The organism is uncultured Sphingomonas sp., from assembly GCF_913774285.1.
Lineage (GTDB): Bacteria > Pseudomonadota > Alphaproteobacteria > Sphingomonadales > Sphingomonadaceae > Sphingomonas.
In genome coordinates this window covers 95,916-112,726 of sequence record NZ_CAJYHX010000006.1, presented here as the reverse complement: position 1 = coordinate 112,726, position 16,811 = coordinate 95,916, and the positions used below count along the sequence as shown (strand labels likewise).

The 16,811-nt window shown below is 68.1% G+C and carries 17 protein-coding genes; 13 read left to right on the top strand and 4 right to left on the bottom strand.

Features of this window, described 5'->3' with window-relative positions; genetic code table 11:
- Positions 1-181 precede the first annotated feature (181 nt).
- Genes QZ670_RS02320 through QZ670_RS02300 form a run of 5 tightly spaced genes read left to right on the top strand, consistent with a single transcriptional unit; the run spans position 182 to position 5,675 of the window.
- Entirely contained in the window at positions 182-2,659 is a 2,478-nt protein-coding gene (locus QZ670_RS02320; RefSeq protein ID WP_294251575.1) for a TonB-dependent receptor, read from the top strand.
- Positions 2,659-3,357: a tetratricopeptide repeat protein gene (locus QZ670_RS02315; RefSeq protein ID WP_294251570.1), complete on the top strand. Its 699-nt coding sequence runs from the start codon at positions 2,659-2,661 to the stop codon at positions 3,355-3,357. Before QZ670_RS02320 ends, QZ670_RS02315 begins: the two co-directional genes overlap by 1 nt.
- Positions 3,351-4,034, top strand: coding sequence for a Fe2+-dependent dioxygenase (locus QZ670_RS02310; protein WP_294251567.1), 684 nt, complete (start codon positions 3,351-3,353; stop codon positions 4,032-4,034). The genes QZ670_RS02315 and QZ670_RS02310 overlap by 7 nt, the downstream gene beginning before the upstream one ends.
- 45 nt (positions 4,035-4,079) lie before the next feature.
- A complete protein-coding gene (locus QZ670_RS02305) occupies positions 4,080-4,631 on the top strand; it encodes a hypothetical protein (RefSeq protein ID WP_294251565.1) in 552 nt (183 codons plus the stop codon).
- A gap of 57 nt (positions 4,632-4,688) precedes the next feature.
- Positions 4,689-5,675: a hypothetical protein gene (locus QZ670_RS02300; RefSeq protein ID WP_294251562.1), complete on the top strand. Its 987-nt coding sequence runs from the start codon at positions 4,689-4,691 to the stop codon at positions 5,673-5,675.
- A 31-nt stretch (positions 5,676-5,706) separates the two neighbouring features.
- Here QZ670_RS02300 and cobS read toward each other — a convergent pair whose 3' ends face one another.
- Positions 5,707-6,711: a cobaltochelatase subunit CobS gene (cobS, locus tag QZ670_RS02295; protein ID WP_125972285.1), complete on the bottom strand. Its 1,005-nt coding sequence runs from the start codon at positions 6,709-6,711 to the stop codon at positions 5,707-5,709.
- A 73-nt stretch (positions 6,712-6,784) separates the two neighbouring features.
- Positions 6,785-7,465 (bottom strand): winged helix-turn-helix transcriptional regulator, encoded by a 681-nt coding sequence (locus tag QZ670_RS02290; RefSeq protein ID WP_294251558.1) that lies wholly within the window; start codon positions 7,463-7,465, stop codon positions 6,785-6,787.
- 79 nt (positions 7,466-7,544) lie between these two features.
- Here QZ670_RS02290 and QZ670_RS02285 point away from each other — a divergent pair, with 79 nt between their 5' ends.
- From QZ670_RS02285 to QZ670_RS02260, 6 genes are read left to right on the top strand one after another with little or no spacing between them, the layout of a single operon-like run.
- Positions 7,545-7,976: a VOC family protein gene (locus QZ670_RS02285; protein WP_294251552.1), complete on the top strand. Its 432-nt coding sequence runs from the start codon at positions 7,545-7,547 to the stop codon at positions 7,974-7,976.
- Between the two features lie 19 nt (positions 7,977-7,995).
- Positions 7,996-8,226, top strand: a complete 231-nt coding sequence (locus QZ670_RS02280) for a DUF4287 domain-containing protein (RefSeq protein ID WP_294251550.1) — start codon at positions 7,996-7,998, stop codon at positions 8,224-8,226.
- Positions 8,227-8,244: 18 nt separating this feature from the next.
- Complete coding sequence (locus QZ670_RS02275; RefSeq protein WP_294251547.1) at positions 8,245-8,916, top strand: glutathione S-transferase family protein; 672 nt, start codon at positions 8,245-8,247, stop codon at positions 8,914-8,916.
- A 12-nt stretch (positions 8,917-8,928) separates the two neighbouring features.
- Positions 8,929-9,285, top strand: a complete 357-nt coding sequence (locus QZ670_RS02270; RefSeq protein WP_294251544.1) for a DUF1428 domain-containing protein — start codon at positions 8,929-8,931, stop codon at positions 9,283-9,285.
- Between the two features lie 19 nt (positions 9,286-9,304).
- Positions 9,305-10,090 carry a VOC family protein gene (locus QZ670_RS02265; protein ID WP_294251540.1) on the top strand — a complete coding sequence of 262 codons (786 nt, stop codon included), beginning with the start codon at positions 9,305-9,307 and terminating at the stop codon, positions 10,088-10,090.
- Positions 10,087-10,554, top strand: a complete 468-nt coding sequence (locus QZ670_RS02260) for an SRPBCC family protein (protein WP_294251536.1) — start codon at positions 10,087-10,089, stop codon at positions 10,552-10,554. The genes QZ670_RS02265 and QZ670_RS02260 overlap by 4 nt, the downstream gene beginning before the upstream one ends.
- 13 nt (positions 10,555-10,567) lie before the next feature.
- Here QZ670_RS02260 and QZ670_RS02255 read toward each other — a convergent pair whose 3' ends face one another.
- Complete coding sequence (locus QZ670_RS02255) at positions 10,568-11,107, bottom strand: J domain-containing protein (protein ID WP_294251531.1); 540 nt, start codon at positions 11,105-11,107, stop codon at positions 10,568-10,570.
- Positions 11,108-11,214: 107 nt separating this feature from the next.
- Between QZ670_RS02255 and QZ670_RS02250 the strand changes: the two genes are divergently transcribed.
- Both QZ670_RS02250 and QZ670_RS02245 read left to right on the top strand, forming a co-directional pair.
- Positions 11,215-11,499, top strand: a complete 285-nt coding sequence (locus QZ670_RS02250) for a BolA family protein (RefSeq protein ID WP_294251526.1) — start codon at positions 11,215-11,217, stop codon at positions 11,497-11,499.
- Positions 11,496-11,936, top strand: a complete 441-nt coding sequence (locus tag QZ670_RS02245) for an NUDIX domain-containing protein (RefSeq protein WP_294251521.1) — start codon at positions 11,496-11,498, stop codon at positions 11,934-11,936. The genes QZ670_RS02250 and QZ670_RS02245 overlap by 4 nt, the downstream gene beginning before the upstream one ends.
- Positions 11,937-12,134: 198 nt before the next feature.
- On the opposite strand, the gene QZ670_RS02240 is transcribed toward QZ670_RS02245, so the two are convergent.
- On the bottom strand, positions 12,135-16,757 hold the full coding sequence (locus QZ670_RS02240; RefSeq protein WP_294251518.1) for an NAD-glutamate dehydrogenase domain-containing protein: 4,623 nt from the start codon (positions 16,755-16,757) through the stop codon (positions 12,135-12,137).
- Positions 16,758-16,811: the final 54 nt, after the last annotated feature.

Here is a 16,811-nt window from a genome sequence, read left to right as displayed (position 1 = left end):
TGCCGCTTCAGCCTAGCGGATCGCCGGTTCTTGTGTGGGGTCGCACACAACTTGAGCCCTGACGCAATCTGGCCTGCCAAACCCCCAAAGCAGAGGTTTTTTGCAAACCGCTCGCATTAGCGTTGACTCTGCGAGGCGCTCGCAATAGCAGGCGCGTAACGATTCATCGGGGGTTCTTACGTTGCGTCTTTCTGCTGCACCTGCATCCAATCGCATTCCTGCTTTCCTCGCGCTCGCCTGCGTCGGCTTCGTCGCTTCCGCACCGGCGCACGCCAGCGACAATGATCCCGAATCGGACGATCAGGATCGCATCGTCGTCAACGGCCACCGCGTCGGCGAACAGGTCGGGCCCAAGGCGGTCGCGCCGGTCGTCAATACGCCGCGCTCCGTCGTGGTGCTCTCGCGCGAGGTGATCGAGCAGACCGGCTCGACCAGCCTGGCCGACGCGCTGCGCACCGTGCCCGGCATCACGTTCGGCGCGGCCGAGGGCGGCAACCCGATCGGCGACCGCCCGTTCATCCGCGGCTTCGATAGCCAGGGCTCGACCTTCCTCGACGGCGTGCGCGATATCGGCGCACAGACCCGCGAAGTCTTCGCCACCGAGCAGGTCCAGATCGTCCGCGGCTCGGATTCGACGCTGGGCGGCCGCGGCAGCGCCGGCGGCTCGATCAACATCATCTCGAAGCTGCCTGTCGCCGGCAGTTTCGTCGCCGGCGCGGCGAGCGTCGGCACCGCGGACTTCAAGCGCTTCACGCTCGACGTGAACCAGAATATCACCGACAAGGTCGGCGTGCGCGTCGCCGCGCTTTGGCACGACCAGGATGTCGCGGGTCGCGACCAGGTCTGGCAGCGGCGCTGGGGCGTCGCGCCGTCGGTGACGATCGGCATGGGCACCAATACCCGGCTGACCGCCTCCTATTATTATCTCGAAAGCCACGAACTGCCGGACAGCGGCATTCCCTATGCCTATACGCTGGCCAATGCGCCCGGCACGGGCACGATCACCAGCCAGCCGGTAATGGGCGACTTCACCACCATCGCCGGGGTGAAGGGGCATGTCGATCGCAACAACTTCTACGGCATCGCCGCGCGCGACTTCCGCGATGCGACGACGAATCAGGCGACGCTGCGCGCCGAGCATGATTTCGGTGGCATCACGCTGCGCAACACCGCGCGCTACAGCCATACCGATCAGGCCTATATCTTCACCCTGCCCGACGACAGCCAGGGCAATGTCTACGGCACGGCGGCGACCAATCCGACCACCGGCGCGGCGGCAGCGCGCGGCGACATGCTCACCGGCGGCCTCGTCTGGCAGCGCGCCAACACCCGCTATGGCTATACCGAGACGCTGAGCAACCAGACCGATCTGTACGGCAGGTTCGAGACCGGATCGGTGAAGCACAGCTTCTCCACCGGCGTGGAGGTGAACTGGGAAAAGGCACGCCGCGGCACCTATGTGCTGTCCAGCGGATTCGGCGTCAGCCCGCGCTGCAACGCCGCGACGGTCGCGCGCTTCTATTGCACCAGCGTCTTCAACCCGGTGCAGCAGCCCTGGGTGAACTATAGCAGCGACACCTCGACCGTGCAGACGCCGATCGTGAAGGGCGCGCCGATCACGGAGACGCAGAACGACGCGAGCACCGTCGCCGTCTATGGCTTCGATTCCATCACCCTGCTGCCGCAGCTGATCCTCAACGTCGGCGCGCGCTACGATCGCTTCAAGTCGACCGTCACGCCCGGCCAGGCGGCGACCGCGACCAGCACCTTCCAGCTCAGCAAGACCAGCAACCTGTTTAACTGGCAGGCGGGCCTGGTGTTCAAGCCGACCCGCAACACCAGCCTCTATGCCAGCTACGCCACCGCCGCGACGCCGCCGAACAGCCTGGTGGGCGAAGGCCAGGAGGGCAACGGCCTCGGCACCGCCGTCAGCGCCGCTGCGGTGCTGGACAGCCTGAAGGTCGAGAAGACCAAGTCCTATGAGGTTGGTGCCAAGGCCAATCTGTTCGACGAGCAGCTGTCGCTGACCGCCGCCGTCTTCCAGACCGACACCGACAATGCCCGTGTCACCGGTCCCAACAACACGGTGGAGTTCATCGGCAAGCGCCGCATCCGCGGCGTGGAGCTCAACTTCAACGGCAACGTCACCAAGTGGCTGAGCGTGTTCGGCGGCTATACCCATCTTGATCCGGTGATCGTCGACGGCGGCTTCACGGCGCTGACCGCCGCCGCGGTCGGGAACCAGGCGGCGAAGACGGTGCAGGTGCCTTCGGTCAACACCGGGCGCCAGGCGCAGCAGACGGTGAAGGACAGCTTCACGCTGTGGGCGGACGTGAAGCCGACCAGCAAGTTCAGCTTCGGCGGTGGCGCCTTCTACGCCAGCACGATGATCGGCGGCTACCAGGACAACCGCAGCGCCACGCAGAACGCGGCGGGCGTAGTGACCGTGAACCCGGCCACCAAGGTGCTCGTCCGCTCGGTGCCGTCCTACTGGCGTTTCGATGCGCGGCTCGCCTATCAGCTCACGCCGAAGATCGGGGTGAGCGCCAACATCCAGAACCTTACCGACAAGACCTATTATACGCAGGCCTATACCTCGCACTATGCGACGGTCGCGCCGGGCCGCTCGGCCTTCGCGACGCTGAACGTGAAGTTCTGATGCGCGTCGCGCTCGACGACCTCAGCGCCGAAGACATCGCCGCCCGCCTCTCCGGTTCCCCGGAGGCGCGGGCGGCGCTCGTTCGGGAAGGCGCCGAAGCGGGCGTCGCCGAAGCCCAGGCGGTGTGGGGGCAGATGCTGCTCGACCAAGGCCGGGCGACCGAGGGGTTCGAATGGTTCGTGCGCGCCGCGCGGGCGGGGCACCTGATGGCGCTCAACATGCTCGGGCGCTGCTACGATCTCGGCTGGGGCACGGGCGTGGATAAGGTCCGCGCCGCCGAATGCTTCCGCGTCGCCGCCGAGCGCGGGCTCGACTGGGGCATGTATAATTACGCGACGGCACTGGCGCTCGGCGAAGGCTTGACCGAGGACAAGGCTGCGGCGCTCGGCTGGTTCGAAAAGGCCGCGGCGACGGGCAACGCCAAGGCGATCAACTATGTCGGCAGCTTCCACGAGGATGGCTGGGTGGTGCCGCAGGACATGGCCAAGGCGGCAGACTGCTATGCCCGCGCGGCCGAGGGCGGCGATTTCCGCGGCGCGTTCAACCATGCCCGCATGCTGGCGGGTGAGGGGCTGCTGGAGACAGCCGCCCATTGGCTGATTCGCTGCCGCGAAACCGCGACTCCGGCCTTCGTGCAAAAGGCCCGCGACTGGCTCCGCCGCTCGCCCTGGCCCGAACTGGAGACCCATCTTTGCTGATTCCCATCCCCGACCTGCTGACCGCAGACGAAGTCGCGCATATCCGCGGCATCATCGATGCGGCGGAATGGGTCGACGGCAACGTCACCTCGGGCGCGCAGTCGGCGCTCGCCAAGCGCAACGAACAGCTGCCGGAAGGCGGCGAGGCGCATCGCAAGGCCGGCGCGATCATCCTCGACGCACTGGCGCGCTCGCCGCTGTTCGTGGCCGCCGCGCTGCCGCTCAAGGTGTTTCCGCCGCTGTTCAACCGTTATGCCGGCGGTCAGGCGTTCGGCACCCATGTCGACAATGCGATCCGCATCCAGCGCGGCAGCGACTTCCGCATCCGCTCCGACCTGTCGATGACCGTGTTCCTGGAGCCGCCCGAGGCCTATGACGGCGGCGAGCTGCGGATCGAGGGACTGTTCGGCGAGCAGAGCGTCAAGCTGCCGGCCGGCCACGCGATCCTCTATCCCTCGTCGAGCCTCCACCGGGTGGACCCGGTGACCCGCGGCGCGCGAACCTCGAGTTTCTTCTGGCTCCAGTCGATGGTGCGCGACGACGGCGAACGTCGCATCCTGTTCGACCTCGATCGTTCGATCCAGGCACTGGCCGGCGAGGTGGGGCAGGGCCATGCCGAGGTAGTGGCGCTGACCGGCGTGTACCATAATCTGCTGCGCCGCTGGGCGGACGCCTGAGGAGCCAGCCTGCAACGACAGGGACGGGGCGTACGTTGTGCCGCCATGCCGGCCGATGCTCCGCAAACCGCCACCGTCGTTACCAGCCGCGCGATCCGTGCGGGGCACGAGCAGGATTTCGATCGCTGGGCGACGGCGCTGGGGGACCTCGCCGAGGCCGCGCCCGGCTATCGCGCGGCGATCCGCCTCGGCCAGACCGCCGGCTTCCAGCATCTGCTCTTCCGTTTCGAGGATCGCGCGACCGCCGAGGCCTGGCATGAGAGCGAGGCGGTGCGCGCGCATGTCGCAATCGCCGATCGCTGGTCCACGGCGCTCCGCCAGATCCAGTCGGGCGACCGCATCGCCTTCGATCTGCCGAGCGACGCCAGCGCGAGCAAGTGGAAGCGCTTCGTCACCACCTGGCTGACGGTGTTTCCGGTGCTGCTGCTCGTCAGCCTGGGCGTGCGCACCGTGCTGAAGGACGTGCCGCTGCCGCTGCAGCTGCTGCCCTCCTCGTTGCTGCTGACCGCGACGCTGCAATGGATCATCCTGCCGCGGCTGCAGCGCTACACCCGCTTCTGGCTGCTGCAGGACAGCTCGGGCACGCTGAAGACCTGAGCGCTGCGGATCGGCGCGGATCATGCTATGCAGGGCCGCCAACTTGGGGGGAGGCCGATGACCGCCACGCCGCTTGCGATCCGCCGTTCGACTCTGTGGGTGCGGCTGCTCCCCATCCCGGTGCTGTTCCTTGCCGCCTGGGCCGTGCGGACGCCGCTGGCGAGCGCGCATCCGCTCGTCGCCGGGATGCTCTTCTTGTGGATCGCGAGCGACAGCCGGCTGCTGGCGCTGATCGCGCGCGCGCCGCGCCGTCGTCCGGCTCCGCGCCAGATCGTCGCGGGGCTTGCGCTGGCCGTGTTCGCGGTGCTGATCGCCGCGCCTCCGGCGGTGCGGAGCGCGTTGCTGAACCTGCCGGTACTGGCGGGCGCGATGGCGATCGTGCTGGCCGTCCATCTCGGCTGGGGCGCCTGTGCCGCCTGGGGGCGGCTGCGGACGGCTGCCGAGGCGCGCTGGGTCGCGGCCCTGTCCGAGCTGTTGCCGCCGCCCCTCGTTCGGCTGGCGGCGGCCGAGCTCCGCCTGCTCCATCTCGGCCTGTTCCGCTGGGGCACGGCGCCGGAGGTGCCGGCGGGCTGCCAAGGCTTTGCCTATCATCGGCACCTGACGCCGATGGCGGTCACGCTGCTGGCGTTGCAGGCGATCGAGGTCGCCATCCACCATCTGTTGCTCGCGCATTGGAGTGCGTTCGCCGCCTATGTGCTGTTCGTGCTGAGCGATGTCGGGCTGATCTACATGATCGCCCTGATCAAGTCGTTCCGGCTGTACCCGGTGCTGCTGACGCCCGACGGCGTGCGGGTGCGCGCCGGGCTGCTGATCGACCGGTTGGTGCCCTATGCGGCGATCACGAGCGTCGAGACCAGCTTCGACTCCACGCTGGTGAAGGACAAGGCGACGCTGAATGCCGGGCTGCTTGCCTGGCCGAATTTGGTGCTGCGGCTGGACTCGCCGCTGCCCGGCCGGCGCCCACGTACCGCAATCGCCTTCCGCCTCGACGATCCGGAGCCGTTCGTGCGCGCGCTGCGCTGGCGGCTGGAGAGCAAGTCCTAATCCTCCCCCTGGCGGGGGAGGATAGGCTTGATTACGCCCGCCCGACCACGCTCTCCGGCAGATCCTTGCCGAACACGCGCTGGTAATATTCCGCCACCTGCGCCCGCTCGGCGTCGTCGCACTTGTTGAGGAACGACAGGCGGAAGGCGAAGCCCACGTCGCCGAAGATCAGCGCGTTCTGCGCCCAGGTGATCACGGTGCGCGGGCTCATCACCGTCGAGATATCGCCGTTGATGAAGCCGCGGCGGGTCAGCTCGGCCACGCGGACCATGTTCTCCACCGTCTCCTTGCCGCCCGGCTTGTCATATTCGCCGGACTTGGCGAGCACGATCCGCGCCTCGGTGGCGGCGGGCAGATAGTTGAGCGTCACCACGATGTTCCAGCGGTCCATCTGGCCCTGGTTGATCTGCTGGGTGCCGTGATACAGCCCGCTGGTGTCGCCCAGGCCCACGGTGTTGGCGGTGGCGAACAAGCGGAACCAGGGGCTCGGGCGGATCACCCGGTTCTGGTCGAGCAGGGTCAGCTTGCCCTCGGTCTCCAGCACGCGCTGGATGACGAACATCACGTCCGGGCGGCCCGCGTCATATTCGTCGAACACCAGCGCGGTCGGGGTCTGCAGCGCCCAGGGCAGCAGGCCTTCGCGGAACTCGGTGATCTGCTGACCGTCCTTGAGAACGATCGCGTCGCGGCCGATCAGGTCGATGCGGCTGATATGCGCGTCGAGGTTGATGCGGATGCACGGCCAGTTGAGCCGCGCCGCCACCTGCTCGATGTGGCTCGACTTGCCGGTGCCGTGATAGCCCTGGATCATCACGCGGCGGTTGTGCGCGAATCCCGCCAGCACCGCGAGCGTGGTGTCCGGATCGAACACATAGGCGGGGTCCAGATCGGGCACGCGCTCGTCCGCCTCGCTGAACGCGGGGACTTCCATATCGATGTCGATCCCGAACAGGTCGCGCACCTTCACCATCTTGTCGGGCGCATCGAGGATCGTGGAGTCCCGGCTGTCGGGCAGGGTGTTGGGGATGTCGGCCATATCAAATCCTTCAGTCGCACCGGACCTAGTGGCTTGTTTGCCGCACTGCAACCGCATGCCCTAATGGGATGGTTCAGGCGCCGATCTTGGGCGGCAGCAAGAACAGGGTGGCGAAGTCAGCGGCGCGGGCCTGGTCGCCTTCGACAACGAACCTGTGCTCGGCGAGTGCCATCGGCAGCGGCATCGTGCCGAACAGTACCGGCAGGAAATCATTGGGTTCGCCGACGAACACCGCCTCGGCATCGACGAGCGTGCCCCGGTCGATCGCCAGCGCGCCATCGGCCACGGTAACGCGGTAGGTCTCCTCGCCCAGCCGGAAGCCGATGCGGCCCGCCCAGCCCGCCGCCTTGTCCGGCAGCAGCAGCATGCGCAGCGCCAGCATCAAGGAGACGCGCGAGAAGGGGAGCGAGGGATCGTGCCGAGGCGAGCGCAGCGCCCAGCGACCCATCGCCATCACTACCGGCTCGGCCTCGTAGCCCCAGGGCGTGAGCGCGTAGACCTGCACGCTGGCCGGTGGCGGCAGTTTTTCGCGCACGACGATGCCATCCGCTTCCAGCCCTTGCAGCCGCTGGGTGAGGACATTGGCGCTGAGCCCCGGCAGCCCTGCGCGGATCTCGCCGAAGCGGCGCGGGCCGAGCAGCAATTCGCGAATGATCAGCAGCGCCCAGCGCTCGCCAACGAATTCCAGCGCGAGGGCAGTGCCGCAGGCATCCTCATAGCGGCGCTTGAGATTGGTTATATGTTCTAACTTCACGGTTGTTTTTTAGGATCAGGCGCGGCACGAATCAAGCAGCGCGCGACTCGAAAGCGCTGCACAAAGGGGAGAGACAGCGATGCCGAACGCCGTGTTCGTGAACCTGCCGGTGGCCGATGTGCCGCGCGCGACCGCCTTCTACGAAGCGATCGGCTGTACCAAGAACCCGCAGTTCAGCGGGCCGACCGCGAGCGCGATGGTGCTGTCCGAAACGCTCACCTTCATGCTGCTCCACCGCGACTTCTTCCAGACCTTCACGCCGCGCGCCGTCGCCGATGCGACCGCGACAACGGAGGTGCTGATCGCGCTGCCGCTCGACGATCGCGCCGCGGTCGATGCGCTGGTCGAGAAAGCGGCGGCGGCCGGCGGATCGGGAGACATCCGCCCGGTGCAGGACATGGGGTTCATGTACGGCCGCACCTTCACCGATCCCGACGGGCATATCTTCGAGCCGTTCCACATGGACATGGCCGCCGCTGCCAAGGTGATGGCACAGGCGGAGCCGGCCTGAACCGAGGAGGAGACCGACGATGTCGTTCCAGGCCTATCTCGACAACATCCAGGCCAAGACCGGCCGCAGCCCCGACGATTTCCGCAGCTACGCCGCCGAAAAGGGCTGGGCGGATGCCGCTGGCCTGCGCGCGGGCGTGAAGGCGGGGGCGATCGTCGCCGACCTCAAGGCGCAGTTCGGGCTGGGCCACGGCCACGCCATGGCGATCGTCGCGCTGCTCAAGGGTGCGAAGCGCGAAGGCGATATCTGAACCGGAGGAGAGGATGGCATGCCCGTGGTTTCCGAAAGCCCGATCGAGATCGTCACGCTGGACTGGGTGCCGGACTTCGCGCGTGGCCATGTCCGCGACTTCCGCGTGCGCTGGGCGCTGGAGGAGGCAGGGATCGGCTATCGCACCGATCCGATCAGCACGGTGGACCGGCCGGCGGCCTATTTCGCCGAACAGCCGTTCGGGCAGGTGCCCGCCTATCGCGAAGGCGCGGTGCGGATGTTCGAATCCGGGGCGATCGTGCTGCACATCGCCGAGCGCTCCGAGACGCTGCTGCCGCGTGATCCCGTTGGCCGGGCACGGGCGCTAAGCTGGACGGTAGCGGCACTCAACAGCGTCGAGCCGATGCTGATGGAACTCGCCACGGTCGACAGGTTCGCGCAAGGCGAAGAATGGGCGCGGCTCCGCCGGCCCGGCCTGGTCGCGGATGTCGACAAGCGGCTCGGCCACCTTGCCGCGGCCCTGGGCGACCGCGACTATCTGGAGGGCCGCTTCACCGCTGGGGACCTGCTGATGGCCTCGGCGCTGCGGATGCTCGACCATACGGACATGCTCGCCGCGCACCCGGCGCTGGCGGCCTATCAGCGGCGCTGTCTCGCACGCCCTGCTTTCGGTGCAGCGATCGCGGCGCAGCTCGAGGACCTGCGGAGCGAGATGCCCGAACCTGCCTGAGGGAGCGCGACCATGGCCTATCTCGATGGATATGTGATCCCGGTGCCCGAGGCGAAGAAGGAAGAATATCGCGTGCTGTCAGAAGTGACGGCCGAGCTGTTCCTCAACTTCGGCGCGACGCGGGTGATGGAGACGTGGAGCGAGGACGTGCCGCACGGCACCGCCACCGACTTCTACCGCGCGACGCTGGCCGGGGCGGGGGAGGCCGTGGTTTTCGCCTGGGTGCTGTGGCCCGACAAGCCGACGCGGGATGCCGGCTGGGGCAAGCTGATGGAAGCCCCCGAGATGCAGGGGCGGACGATGCCGTTCGACGGCAAGCGCATGTTCTGGGGCGGATTCGAGCCGATCGTCGATCGCGGCGACGGCTGACGGCAGGAGAAAGCGAGACATGACCAACCGGCAGGGCGAAATCATCTGGTACGAACTGATGACGCGCGACGCGGACAAGGCAGCGGCTTTCTATGGCGCAGTGGTCGGCTGGCAGGTGGCTGCACCGCCGCCGGGTGGCCCTGATTATCGCATGATCGTGGCACCGGACGGCAATGCGGGCGGCATGCTGCAGCTCGACGATGCCATGCTGGCGGCGGGGGCGAGCCCGACCTGGCTCGCCTATTTCGGGGTCGACGATGTCGATGCGAGCGTAGCGGGCATCGTCGCCGAGGGCGGCAAGGTGCTGGTGCCCGCCTGGGATGCGGCCGGGGTGGGGCGGATCGCGATGCTCACGGATCCGCAGGGCATTCCCTTCTATGTGATGCGCGGGGCGACCGAGGGGGCGACCAGCACCGTCTATCAGCGGCGAGGGCTCGGCCATGTCGGCTGGAACGAGTTGCTAGCACCCGACGCCGAGGGCGCGCTGGGCTTCTACCACCGCCAGTTCGGCCTCACCCGGATGGGCGGCATGCCGATGGGCGAGATGGGCGAATACAGCTTTATCGGCCACGAAGGCGGCGAGCCGATCGGCGCGATCATGCGGGCGCCGCCGGGTGCGAAGCCGGGCTGGGGGTTCTACTTCCGGATCGACGATGTGGATCAGGCGAAAGGGCTGGTCGAAGCAGCGGGCGGGACCGTGGTCATGGAGCCGATGGATGTGCCGGGCGGCGAGCGGGTGCTGCAGGCGGTGGATCCCGACGGCGCGGTCTTCGGCCTAGTGAGCGGCGCGGAGGTACAGGCATGAGCGATCTGCTGGAACTGTTCGTCGAGCGCCTGATCGACGCCCCGGTCGAGCCCTGCTGGCGCGCCTTCACCGATCATCTTGAGGAATGGTGGTGCCCGCGGCCCTGGACCACCCAATTGATCGAGCAGGATCTGCGCTCCGGCGGCCGTAGCGCGATGATCATGCGCGGCCCCAACGGCGAGGAGCAGCGGCTGGAAGGCGTGATCCTGGAGGTCGTCCCGGGGCGCCGCGTCGTGTCCACCGATGCGTTCCGGGTGGGATGGATCCCGCAGGCGCCGTTCATGGTCGGCACCTGGTCGTTCGAGCCCGAGGGGCCACGAACCCGCTACCGCGCCAGCGCGCGGCACTGGTCGCAGGAAAGCTGTAATACGCACCGCGAAATGGGGTTCGAGCAGGGTTGGTCCGCGGTGGCCGAGCAACTCGAAGTGGTCGCGCGCCGGCTGACGGCGGACGCGGAAGTCTGATCCGGCGCGGCCTTCAGGCGAAGGCCGCCGACCCCTTCAACTGCTGATACGCCGCGATCACCCGCTGCAGCCGCGCCTCGTGGCTGCGGTCGCCGCCATTCCGGTCAGGATGGTATTTCCGAACCAGCTCCGAATAGCGCTTGCGCAGCGCCGTCCGGTCGCAGTCGATCTCCAGATCGAGCACCTTCAGCGCATCGCGATCCGCGCCGGAGAGCGGACGCCCGTCCTTGCGCTCGCCGCGATCCTTCATCCGGTCGCGGAAGCGCGCGCCGATCGCGTCGAGCGGGTCGGCGAAGTCGGCCCAGCGTGGCGGCACGTCCGGGTTGGCGCTGAACGCGCGCGTCTCGCGCTCCCAGCCGGCGATCGGGCGCTGCGCCTCGTGGATTTCCTCCGGGCTCATCCCCGAGAAGAAATTGTAGCCCGAATTGAACGCGCGGACATGGTCGAGGCACAGCCAGCGGAACGGCGGCGGCCCGTCGAAGCCGCTGCGCGCGCCTTCCAGCGGCGGCGCGCGGAACTCGCCGGCGGCATTGCAGCCCGGCTCTGCGCACATTCTTCCCTCCGCTTCCACGCGACCGTGGAAACGGGCATTCGGACGATCCTTCTTCGGCGGACGGCTAGCCACGCGACTCCCTCGAGCAAACCGCCTATATAGGCGCGATGACCGACCTCGCCACCGGCCCTCTGGCCGATCTTATCGCCGAACGCCTGCGCACCGCGCTCGCTCCCTCCCAGCTCCATGTCAGCAACGACAGCGCCCAGCATCGCGGGCATCTGGGCGATGACGGCACGGGCGAAACGCACTTCTCCGTCACCATCGAGAGCCCCGAATTCGCCGGGCTCAACCGCGTCGCCCGCCAGCGCAAGGTCAACCATGCGCTCGCCGACCTGCTCGCCACGCGCATCCACGCGCTGGCGATCAAGGCGACCGCGCCGGGCGAATGAGCACGCGTATCGCGCGCCCTGCGGCGCGGATCCTGCTGCTCGATCGTGCGCGGCGGGTGTTGCTGTTCCGTTTCGATCCCAGCGACCGGCCGCCCTTCTGGTGCACGCCGGGCGGCGCGGTCGATCCGGGCGAGAGCTATGAGGCCGCCGCCCGGCGCGAGCTTTGGGAGGAGACCGGCATCCGGGCCGATCCCGGACTCGAGGTGACGCAGCGGATCGTCGAATTCGTGACGATCGAAGGCGTGCCGGTGTGGGCGGACGAGCGCTATTTCGTCGTCCGCACTGAGGTGGAGGCGATCGAGACCGGCGGCCATACCGCGCTGGAGCAGCGGGTGATGCGCGGGTGGCGCTGGTTCACGCGCGAGGAGATCGCCGCGCATGACGAGGCGATCTTCCCGGAGGACCTGCTCGAGATGCTCGCGGCGCTCGAAGGCTAGCGCCTTCTTCTTCTATTCTCCCCTCCCGCTTGCGGGAGGGGTAGGGGGAGGGTGTGTGCTGCAAGCGATGGCTGCGGGCGAAGAAGCGCTGGTTTGTACGCCATTCATTTCAGCGGATCGCCTGCTACCCTTACACACCCTCCCCTAACCCCTCCCGCAAGCGGGAGGGGGACTTAAGGTAACGGGAAGTAGCTCAGATCACTCCCGCCCGAGCAGAACGCGTGCTTGCCCCGCGATCTGCGCGAGCATCGCCGCGTTCGGCACCGCCGACTGGCGCGCACGCCGCACCAGCGCGCTGAACTGCTCGACGCGGGCGCGGTGCTCGGCGAGCCACGCGTCCACCGCCGCCTGCGGGTCCTGCCCATCGACACGGCCGAGGAAGTCCAGCCGCAGCTGCTGGAAGTCGCGGGCGAGGCCGGCGATCAGCAGGCGCTCCCACACATCGCCGGTGGTGATCCGCGCCGCGGTCGCCTGCGCCCAGTCGAGGCCGAGCGCCTGGCCGAGCGCGGTGAAGGCGCGGGTGAGCACCACCTCGTCGACCCCGCTGCGCTGGCCGAGGTCGGCGAGACCGATGCAGCCGTCCAGCTCGAACACATGGACCACGCGGTCGACCAGTTCGTGCGGCGCGCCCGCGGCGGTGAGCTTGCCGCAGATCCGATCGGCCTGGGCGCGCACCTCGGTGAGCATCAGGCTCTTGGTCTCACGGCCCAGCGCGTCGATACCCGGCTGCAGGCGGGCGATCACCTCGGCCGGGCTGGCGCCCGGGCGGGTGATGCGCAGCAGATCGGCAATCTGGCCGCGGACCGCCACCGCCAGCTCGTCGAGCAGCGCGACGCGGGCGCCCTCGCTGATCTCGGCGGTTTCCACCGCTTCCCACAGCGCCGGGAGCCCCAGCAGCCGCTCCGCCACGACGAACATCGCCGCGATGTCGCGCATGGACGCGCCTTCTTCCTCGGCGAGCTCGAACGGGTGGAGCACGCCGAGGCGGTTCACCACGCGGTTGGCGAGCTTGGTCGCGACGATCTCGTTACGGAGGCGATGCTCGTCGATCGCCTTGCCGAAGCGTTCCTGCATCGCGCGTGGGAATGCGGCGTGGAGATCGCCGACCAGCGCGGCGTCATGGCCGAGCTCGCCCTGTTCGATCGCGTCCTGCAGCGCCAGCTTGGCCGAGGCGAGCAGCACCGCCAGCTCCGGCCGGGTGAGCCCGCGGCCGTCCTGGGCGCGGCGCAGCAGATCCTCGTTCGAGCCCAGCCCCTCGACGCCGCGGTCGAGCCGGCCGCTTGCCTCCAGGATCTCGATCACCCGCACATAGCTGGGCAGGTCGAGCGCGCCGTCATTCTCCATGAAGGAAAGCGCCAGGGTCTGGAGGCGGTTGTCCTCCAGCACCAGGTGCGCGACATCGTCGGTCATCGAGGCGAGCAGCGTGTTGCGATCCTCGAAGCCGAGGCGCCCTTCGATCATCTCGCGGTTGAGCGCGATCTTGATGTTGACCTCATTATCCGAGCAGTCGACGCCCGCCGAATTGTCGATGAAGTCGGTGTTGAGGCGGCCGCCGTTGCGGGCGAACGCGATGCGCGCCGCCTGCGTCACGCCGAGGTTGGCGCCTTCGCCGACCACCTGCGCGCGCACCTGCTCGGCATTGATGCGGATGCGGTCGTTGGCGGGATCGCCCACCTCGCCGTTGCTCTCGCTCGCCGCCTTCAGATAGGTGCCGATGCCGCCGAACCACAGCAGCCCGACGCGCGCCTTGAGGATCGCGATCATCAGCCCGTTCGGGTCGATGCTATCAACATCGAGGTCGAGCAGCGCCTTCACCTGCGGGCTGAGCGGGATCGACTTTTCGGTACGCGGGAAGACGCCGCCGCCCTCGGAGATGAGATCAGGGTTGTAATCTGCCCAGCTGGAACGCGGCAGCGCGAACATGCGCGCACGCTCTTCCCAGCTCTTCGACGGGTCCGGATTGGGATCGAGGAAGATGTGGCGATGGTCGAACGCCGCGACCAGCTTGATCGCCTTGGACAAGAGCATGCCGTTGCCGAACACGTCGCCCGACATGTCGCCCACGCCCGCCACGGTGACCGGCTCGGACTGGATGTCGGTGCCCATTTCCAGGAAGTGGCGGCGAACCGAGACCCAGGCGCCCTTGGCGGTGATGCCCATCGCCTTGTGGTCGTAACCGACGCTGCCGCCCGAGGCGAAGGCATCGCCCAGCCAGAAATTGCGTTCGATTGCGAGCGCATTGGCGACGTCCGAGAAGGTCGCCGTGCCCTTGTCCGCCGCGACGACGAAATAGGGGTCGTTACCGTCGAGGACGGTCACACCCTCCGGGTGGACCACGTCGCCGGCGACGATGTTGTCGGTGATCGAGAGCAGCGCGCGGATGAAGATGCGATAGCTTTCGGTGCCCTCGGCCAGCCAGGCGTCACGGTCGATGGCGGGCGAGGGGAGATGCTTCGGATAGAAGCCGCCCTTGGCGCCGGTCGGCACGATGACGGCGTTCTTCACGCGCTGCGCCTTCATCAGGCCCAGGATCTCCGTGCGGAAGTCGTCGCGGCGATCGGACCAGCGCAGGCCGCCGCGGGCGACCGGGCCGGCGCGCAGGTGGATGCCCTCGACACGCGGGCTGTACACCCAGATCTCGCGCCAGGGGAGCGGGGCGGGGAGGCCCGGCACCTTGGCCGAATCGAGCTTGAAGGCCAGTGCCTCGGCACCGGCGGGCGCGAAGGCGTTGGTACGCAGCGTGGCGAGCACCACGCCCTTGAACAGGCGCAGGATGCGGTCGTCGTCGATTGCGTTGACCTGGGTGAGGCCGAGATTGATCGCGCGTTCGGCATCCCCGATCGCTTCGGCATCGCCGCCGCGCGCCGGATCGTGCGCGGCTTCAAACCGCTCGACCAGCGCGGTGGCGACCAGCGGCGCCCGGCGCAGCGCGTCAACCACGGTGCCGAGGCCGTAGAGCATGCCGGTCTGGCGCAGATAGCGGAACCAGGCGCGCAGCAGCACCACCGCGGACGGGCTGAGGCCCGCCTCGACGATCAGCCGGTTGAACAGGTCGTTTTCGGCGCGGCCTTCCAGCACCGCCGCCACCGCCGCCTCAACGGTAGCCGGATCCTCGTCCAGCATCGCGCTTGGCGTTGCCGGCTCGACCTTGAAGTCGTGGATGAAGGCGCCGTTGGTCAGCTCGGTCGGCACTTCCTCGAGCACGCGGAACCCGAAATTCTCGAACGCCGGCACCGCATCGGACAGCGCCAGCGCGCCGCCCAGGCGGTAGAGCTTGATCCGGTATTTGCCGGGCTCGCCCTGCAGCGGCACGATCCGCACCGAACGGGCATGCTCGTCCTCGAGCCCGCCGATCCGCACCATGTCCTGCGCGGCTTCCTCGGGCGTGTGGGTGAGGCGGTAGACATCGGGGAAGGCGTTGGCGAGGCGCAGCGACAGGCGGGCGGCGCCGCTGCCGGCGATGTCGCTGAGGCACGCTTCCACCGCCGGCGCCCAACCGCGCACCATGCGGGCAATGCGCGCGTCGAGCTCGGCCTCGTCGGGCATCGTCGTGTCGCCGCGCAGGTCGAGCGTGTAGCGGAGCTGGGCGAGCACGCCGTCTTCGAGCGCGATCGACCAGTTGATCATCTTGGCGTGCGCCGCCTCGGTCAGCATGTTGCCGATCGTCTCGCGGTGGCCGGCGGCGACCTGCTCGCGCGGCAGCCAGACAAAGGCGAACAGGTGGCGGCCCAGCGTGCTGCGCACCAGCACCAGCTTCGAGCGCGGCCGATCGGCGACCGACATGGCGGTGAGCACCAGGCTTTCCAGCGCTTCGAGGTCGAAGGCGGTGGTCAGGTCGTGCGGCAGGCCGGTGAGGGCGTGCGTCATCGCCTTGCCGGTATGGCCCGAGGGATCGAAGCCGAACTTCGATTCGAGCATCTCCAACCGCCCGCGCAGCATCGGCACCATCGCCGGGGGCGTGTTGAGCGCCTGGCTGGTCCACAGGCCGTAATGGATCGACAGGCCGGTGACGTCCTGGCCGGTCATCAGCGGCGTGACGACGATGTCGAGCGGCACGCGGCGATGCACCGAGGAGGTGGCGTTGGACTTCAGGAGCAGCGGAATCTCGCCGCCCATCTCGAAATAGTCGACGGCCAGCTTGCGCGACGTTTCGGCGAGCAGCGGCACTTCATGGGTGTAGCGGGCCAGGCCGATCTGATCGGTACTCTCGCCGGTGATCGACCATTTCTCGTGGCCGAGCAGCGTCATCGCATCGTCGGCGAACCAGCGCAGCAGCGCCTCGCCTTCGCGCGAGGGGACGCGGGCGCCGTCGATCGACAGCGCCTGCTGGAGCGGGCGCCAGTCGGAAACCACGTCGCGGACATGCTCGAGCACGCGCTCGATCTCGCTGGTCAGCGCGCGGCGGGTGCGGGCGTCGGCACGCTCCATCTCGATGTAGATCATCGACTCGGGCGACGCATCCTTCGCCTTCTCGCCGATGTCGGTCACCACGCCCTTGGCGTCGCGCTCCACCGGCAGGATCGGGTGAATGATGCGGAAGATGCTCAGGTCGAACGAGGCGATCGCCGCCGCGATCGAATCGACCAGGAACGGCATGTCGTCGTTGATCACGGCGAGCCGCATCTTGCGGCTGGCATCGTCCTGATAGGTTTCGAGATTGAGCCGTACGGTCTGCGGCGGGCGTTCCGCCGCCGTTTCCGCGACGAACCGCGCCACTTCGGTGCGCTCGGCCTCGTCCAGTCCTTCCAGCTCTCCGGGCAGGGCGCCTTCGAAGATCCGATCCTCAAACGCCTGCATGATCTTTTTTTCTAGGTTCTTCATGGATGCGGCTATGCTCCCGGGCGAAGGCCACCTCAAGTCTGGAAAAACCGGGAG